This window comes from uncultured Campylobacter sp., from assembly GCF_938045775.1.
Classification (GTDB): Bacteria; Campylobacterota; Campylobacteria; order Campylobacterales; family Campylobacteraceae; genus Campylobacter_B.
Map to the genome: position 1 here is coordinate 1 of NZ_CALIBH010000191.1, position 2,281 is coordinate 2,281.

A 2,281-nucleotide genomic window follows, 5' to 3' on the forward strand; every position below is an offset into this window, starting at 1 on the left:
AGCGTCCGCACAGCGTGCAGTCGATCCCTTTTAGCATAAATTTGCTCTTATCGCCCAGATTTTCGGATGCCTTTTTTTTAGTGATATCCAGTACGTGCGAGACGAAGCAGACGTCTTGGCAAACGCCGCAGTGATCGCACCTGCTTTTATCCCAAGTAATCTTGCTAAGGCTTGCTTTAGCCGCAAGCGAATAAGTGCTGCCTAGCGGGCATAGGTGCGTGCACCACACCCGTCTGCTAAAAAATACTTCGAGCAAAAACACAAAAACTATCCAAAGCCCCGCCAGCGAGAAGCCGTAGATGATGAGGCGCGATAAAATTCCAACTACGTTAAAAATTTCAAAAACGAGCAGATCGGTAATCGCGCTTAGCAGCAAAAACACCGCCCAGATCGCATACCGCATACCGCGAGGCAATGAGCGCTCCTTGATGACATGCTTAGCGATTAGCGTATTATGCAGCTTTTCGCCGATCTCGCTAAGCGCTCCGTAAGGACAGATCCACGAGCAAAACGCCTTGCCGCCCGCGATGAAGTAAAACAGCAAAATGGTGCCCGAGCCGATAAGTAAATTTATCGGCAGATCCTTGTGCGCGGCGATCACCTCAAGAGTGGCAAATGGATCTGCTAGGTGAAAGCCAAGTATCCGTGAGCCGCTGATGTCGCCTTCTAAAATTTGAATATCGGCGCGAAAGGAAAGCACGAAAAGTAGATGCACTAAAAATACCGTAGCGTAGCGCAGAGCCCGAATGCTGGGACGCCATTTGCCACTTTTATTTTTAAGCGCGAAGGTCGAGAAAAAGCTCGTGTTTTTGATCGTGCATCGCGAATTATATTTATCCAAGAGCTACTCTTTAAATTTTGAAATTTCATCCGCGAGCTTATCTAGGCTCTCGTCGCTTACGTTGGTTAGCAGTCCGCTCATCAGGCTGTTTTTGATCTTACCCGCTTTATAATCTTTGAGGCTTGCTAAAATTTGATCCTTGCTCTTGCCGCCGATCGGCGGAGCGATCTTGCCGCGTCCGTCATCGCCGTGGCAGGGCGCGCAGCTTACCAGATAGGAGCTACTAACCTTAAAATCGCGCTCCTTGACGCTCTGCTGCAAAATTTTAATATTTTTTACGTCCTTATCATCGATGAGATCGACGCTTTTGCTCTGCGGCGCAGGCTTTGCTTGCACCTGCGGCTTGACTTCTTGCTGCGGCGCGCTAGAATCGTCCGAACTAGCCATAAAGATCATCAGCGCGATCAGTGCTACACCCAAAATCAAAGCTAAAATTTTACCCGGTTTCATTTCTGCTCCTTAAATTGTTTGTTGAACTCGTAAATTTCTTTCGCCATCGTCTCTATCTGCTGCTCGCTCATGCCGTTTACGAGCTGCACCATAAGAGGATTAGGCTTTTCTTTGAATTTATACTTTTTAATCATATCCACGATCTGCGCGTCGGTTTTATCCAGAAGCGACGGACCTATGATGCCGTTGGCGTAGTCGTCGTGGCACGCTGAACAGCGCAGGATAAAATCATGCCCAAGACGCTTTTTCATCAGATCAAAATTTAGCTTTTCGTATTGGTTTTTGATGCTCGAATACGCCACGATATTTTTGGTCGTTTCGTTCACATCGCCGTTTAGATTAAAATTTACCTTTCGCTCGCCGTAAAAATCGTAGCTTACGAACTTATCGTCCTTCTTGGGCGCTTCGCCGCTTTTAACGCTGATGCGAGGCTTTGCAGTATGATTTTGTTCCACGCTCTGCGATGCGGAATTTGAACTCGCGGAATTCTGATCCGCAGAATTTTGCCCTGCGGAGCCTTGCGAAACGGAATTCTGCCCTGCAGAGCTTGTCGCAGCAGAGCCTGAATCGCCGTCATCTCCGCAGCCGCATAATAAAAGCGCTGCAGCTAGCGAGCATAGGCGGAATTTAATAGAGTTTTTCATTGTTTTCCTTCATAGATTGATTTGTAATCCGCCCGCGGGATTATCTCGATGATACGCGCCGGGCAGAGCTCTGCGCACGCGCCGCAGCCGACGCAAGCGCTGCGGATCTGCGGAGCGAAATGCGCGCCTGCTTCTATCATCGCGATGGCATCAAGCGGCTGCGGGTAAGGGCACAGCGATGCGCATAGATCGCAGGCCTTGCCCTCTTTTGCCGCCAGCGCGGAGTTTAGCTCGCGCTCCTGCTCGGTCTTGGCGGGCTTTAGGCGCAGATCGCTAGACTTTAAAGTCTGCCCGCGATACGCCAAACAGGCGTCTAAATTTTTAATCACGGCGATACCCATCGCAA

The 2,281-nt window shown here is 49.5% G+C and carries 4 protein-coding genes; all 4 read right to left on the reverse strand.

Annotated features, from left to right (window positions below; genetic code table 11):
* On the reverse strand, positions 1 to 841 hold an 841-nt coding region (locus Q0238_RS07515; RefSeq protein WP_297944598.1), incomplete at its 3' end, for a NapH/MauN family ferredoxin-type protein.
* 3 nt (positions 842 to 844) lie between these two features.
* Entirely contained in the window at positions 845 to 1,291 is a 447-nt protein-coding gene (locus Q0238_RS07520; RefSeq protein ID WP_297883279.1) for a cytochrome C, read from the reverse strand.
* The gene (locus tag Q0238_RS07525) at positions 1,288 to 1,935 is read right to left on the reverse strand and encodes a hypothetical protein (protein ID WP_297944601.1); all 648 of its coding nucleotides are present in this window, start codon (positions 1,933 to 1,935) and stop codon (positions 1,288 to 1,290) included. The genes Q0238_RS07520 and Q0238_RS07525 overlap by 4 nt, the downstream gene beginning before the upstream one ends.
* On the reverse strand, positions 1,932 to 2,281 hold a 350-nt coding region (locus Q0238_RS07530; protein WP_297944603.1), incomplete at its 5' end, for a 4Fe-4S binding protein. The genes Q0238_RS07525 and Q0238_RS07530, both read right to left, overlap by 4 nt.

Bases quoted from the DNA above. Each gene is read 5' to 3' on its own strand.
- Q0238_RS07525 (WP_297944601.1), bottom strand. From the start codon at position 1,935: ATGAAAAACTCTATTAAATTCCGCCTATGCTCGCTAGCTGCAGCGCTT.
- Q0238_RS07520 (WP_297883279.1), bottom strand. From the start codon at position 1,291: ATGAAACCGGGTAAAATTTTAGCTTTGATTTTGGGTGTAGCACTGATC.